The following is a 3,458-nucleotide window of genomic DNA, read 5'->3' as shown; positions in this document are numbered from 1 at the left end:
GGTAGCTTGATAGCGTTTCGCCATTGTTCTTAGCATTAGGGTGAGCAATCGTCGTGCCGTCGGCAGTGACTAGGAATAAGTAACCCGCGTCAAACAAGTTCACTTGGTTTACCAAGGTCGCAAGGTTGGTCAGTTCTAGGTCGTAGAACATACCCGCAGTAAAGCGGCCGTTGTCTTTAACTGGCGTACCCACTGAGATGATGACTTTTTTGCTTGATGCATCCACATAAGGAGCTGTCACAACTAAACTGTTTTTGGATTTAGCATCAATGTACCAAGGGCGGATTCGTGGGTCATAATCTGGCCCCGCGTCCCAACCGTCATCATTCTCAATCACGAAACCGTTTGCGTCATAACCAAAACCAACCGCGAGAAAACTGCCTTTAAGTTTTGGCTTTTCTAGGATGTTTTGAACGTAGGTACGATCTTGAGGGTTGATTTCAATGACTTCAGTCGTCGACTGAGCCAGTGCTTTCTTAGCATTCATCTCTGATGCTACGGTGTTCTTAATACCAGAGACCATCTCTTTCAGGCTTGCATTGACGTGGTTCTCTACAGCACTTTTTACGGTGTAAAGTTGCTGTATTGAAAGCAATGATACTGTCACTAATAGCAAGGCTGATGATGCTGCAACCACCTTATGGCTAAATTTCATTGTGTTTTCCTCTTCTCACAAGCTTTGCGAAAACTAAAGCTAATCGTGTTTTTGTAATTATATATATATCGACATTGTTGGGATTTACTTGAATGTAATTTCACAAAATAGACTACAAAAATACAACAACCCGCACAACGTAAAACTCAGTTAATTACATACTTGCTACTTTTGTTTTTTGGTTCAATGAGTTAAAGAGTTGGCTTAATCAAAGGCAAACAAAGTGAGGAGGGTATTAATTAGGCTAATATGCGTATGATTTACTATATAAGGGAGAGGTGTAAGGGAATTAATATGAAATCAAATGATATTCTCAATTCGTATATTGGCGATATTTCAAACAGGAGAGTGTATGTATTTTAAACCGGAGAGTGAATATATTAGGCAAAAAAAGCCCCACAAAAGTGAGGCTATTATAAATCAGGTTATTTATTACACTGTATCAGTGCGTCTAATTTAAAATATTAGATGCGCTACACCAGCGATAACCGGAAGTGTAATTAACGTACGTAGAATAAAAATAATAAACAGTTCAAGGATATTCACGGGAATCTTACTGCCTAGAAGCAGAGCGCCCACTTCAGACATGTAGATCAGCTGAGTTACCGACATTGCTGCAATAACAAAGCGAGTCATCTCGTTGTCGATAGAAGCGGCAAGGATCGCTGGGATGAACATATCCGCAAAACCAACAACAATGGTTTCAGATGCTGCAACCGCTTCAGGTACACCAAGTAGCTCAAGGAATGGAATGAAAGGCTGGCCTAGGAATGAGAACACAGAGGTGTATTCTGCAATTACCAATGCCATTGTACCTAGCCCCATTACAACAGGAAGAACGCCGAATACCATGTCGACTGCGTTACGAATGCCTTCACCAAATACAGACTTAGCAGACTTCACTTGTGATGCCTTATTTACCGCGAGTTCAAGACCCCAAGAGAAAGTCGAGTGACCCGCTGGGATTGCATCAGCATCTTTGTGAGGTTTTGTACCATCAATGAAGGTGTCTTTCTTCATGCTCAGTGGAGGAAGGCGAGGGATGATTACCGCGGCCACAATACCTGCTAAGCAGATTGCTGCGTAGAAGGGTAGGAATAGGTGCTCTAGTTCTACTTGAGCAATCACTACAAGGCTGAACGTGATAGATACTGCTGAGAAAGTCGTACCAACAACAGCGGCTTCACGTTGAGTGTAGAATTTCTTCTCGTACTGTTTGCTTGTAAGCAGGATACCAACGCTGCCGTCACCTAACCAAGAAGCCATACAATCGATAGCACTACGACCCGGCAGGTTGAAGATTGGACGCATCACTTTACTTAGTAAGGTGCCAAACAGTTCTAACAAACCGAAGTTAAGTAGAAGTGGTAATAGTAAACCGGCAAAGATGAATACTGAAAATAGAGTCGGCAATAGGCCCTCTAACACGAGACCACCGGTGTTTTCTTCCCAGATAAACTCAGGGCCAACTTGGAAGAAAGCCATGAATGCTGCAGCACCACCGATAATACGAACCAACAACCACAGTGGAGATGGGTTGAAAAGGCCGTTTAGAAATGAATTCGATTTAATGAATGTAGGTTTGAAAATGGTGCTTAACACGGAAGCTACAGACATGAAGGCAACGATTGCAGTGATAATAGCAACTAGAGACTCACCGAAAACCGCTTGAATTGATTTGGCTAGAATAGCGACAGGGATCGTGAGATCACCTTGGTAGCTAATTGGCGCCATGAAGAGGAACAAACCAATCAGAGATGGGATTAAGAAAACCCAGAAACTGCCTTTAGATTTCTCTGGTTGAGCAGTATTCGTGTTGTTAGACATGTTAATTATTCTCGTATTTCTACATGTAAAAAAGCCACATCCTTGGCATTTTTATTCTCTAAACATCCGTATTTTCTCATTGGGTGCAAGATTACCGAGTATTAATATCACTTGCAATACTATTCATCAAATATCGCTAAATATTCACGCAGGTTATTCTGCAACAAATTATGAGTTTAGAATAAAGTGTTGCAGATGTTACATATTCTCATGGTTATTACTAGGCGTTTATAAATTTACTGAGGCTTCAGTTCGATAAGTTAGGTAGAGCCAGTAGCTAAACGCGACAATGAACGCGAAAGAGGCAGGGAAAGCCAGTGCCAAAATTTCAAAGCGCTGGAACAGGCAAGCACCACTTAAACCACCAAACAGAAAGCCAACAACGATGAACATAAGAAGTTTGGCTTTACGGCGGTCAAAAGGCATCCCCTTTAAGCGTGCGCCAATCATGATCCCAAGGTCTGTGATGATCCCGCTCATGTGTGTGGTGCGAATGATCGCCCCGCTATAGGTGGTGATCATTGCGTTCTGCAAACCACACGCGGCTGAAGCGAAATACTGGCCTGAAGTGTAGCCTTGTAACAGTGCCCAAAGCGCCAAGAACAGCAATCCACCCTCAATACATAGCGCAACACCGTAACGGCGTCCTAACTTCAATGCTTGATTTTCGATAAAGAATCCGCTGAACGCGGCACCTAGCATAAAGCTCATAATGATTAGCAGGAGGTGCATAGAAGTTGAAGTCGGCGTGAGCAGGCTGCTGCCAAGTAAAGACATGGTGCCTGAAATATGGGAGATAGCTTGATGTTGGAAGCCGAGTAAACCAATAGCATTAACGCTGCCAGCAAGGCCCGCTAACAGTAAGGCGCCGTATTCAACCCAGCGAGGTAGTTTTGAAATCATGTGGTTCACCCTGGGTTAAAAAGAGGAGCCGATTATAACGCTAGCGAAAAGATACGCTAGCGTTGTAGAACGT

The 3,458-nt window shown here is 43.1% G+C and carries 3 protein-coding genes; all 3 read right to left on the bottom strand.

All coding sequences use genetic code 11. The features are described 5' to 3' along the window. The coding region (locus tag AB4653_RS21510; RefSeq protein WP_372105300.1) for a cache domain-containing protein at nucleotides 1–655 on the bottom strand (655 nt) is incomplete at its 3' end. A 456-nt stretch (nucleotides 656–1,111) separates the two neighbouring features. Further along, nucleotides 1,112–2,482, bottom strand: coding sequence for a YjiH family protein (locus tag AB4653_RS21505; protein WP_009845724.1), 1,371 nt, complete (start codon nucleotides 2,480–2,482; stop codon nucleotides 1,112–1,114). Nucleotides 2,483–2,710: 228 nt separating this feature from the next. Next, nucleotides 2,711–3,385 carry a YoaK family protein gene (locus AB4653_RS21500; RefSeq protein WP_009845723.1) on the bottom strand — a complete coding sequence of 225 codons (675 nt, stop codon included), beginning with the start codon at nucleotides 3,383–3,385 and terminating at the stop codon, nucleotides 2,711–2,713. Between the last annotated feature and the right edge of the window lie 73 nt (nucleotides 3,386–3,458).

The sequence above is a fragment of the Vibrio sp. 10N.222.48.A3 genome (assembly GCF_041475345.1).
Lineage (GTDB): Bacteria > Pseudomonadota > Gammaproteobacteria > Enterobacterales > Vibrionaceae > Vibrio > Vibrio tasmaniensis_A.
The sequence above is the reverse complement of the archived record's forward strand: the minus strand, read 5'-3'. Positions and strand labels throughout refer to the sequence as shown.

Bases quoted from the DNA above. Each gene is read 5' to 3' on its own strand.
- AB4653_RS21505 (WP_009845724.1), bottom strand. From the start codon at position 2,482: ATGTCTAACAACACGAATACTGCTCAACCAGAGAAATCTAAAGGCAGT.
- AB4653_RS21500 (WP_009845723.1), bottom strand. From the start codon at position 3,385: ATGATTTCAAAACTACCTCGCTGGGTTGAATACGGCGCCTTACTGTTA.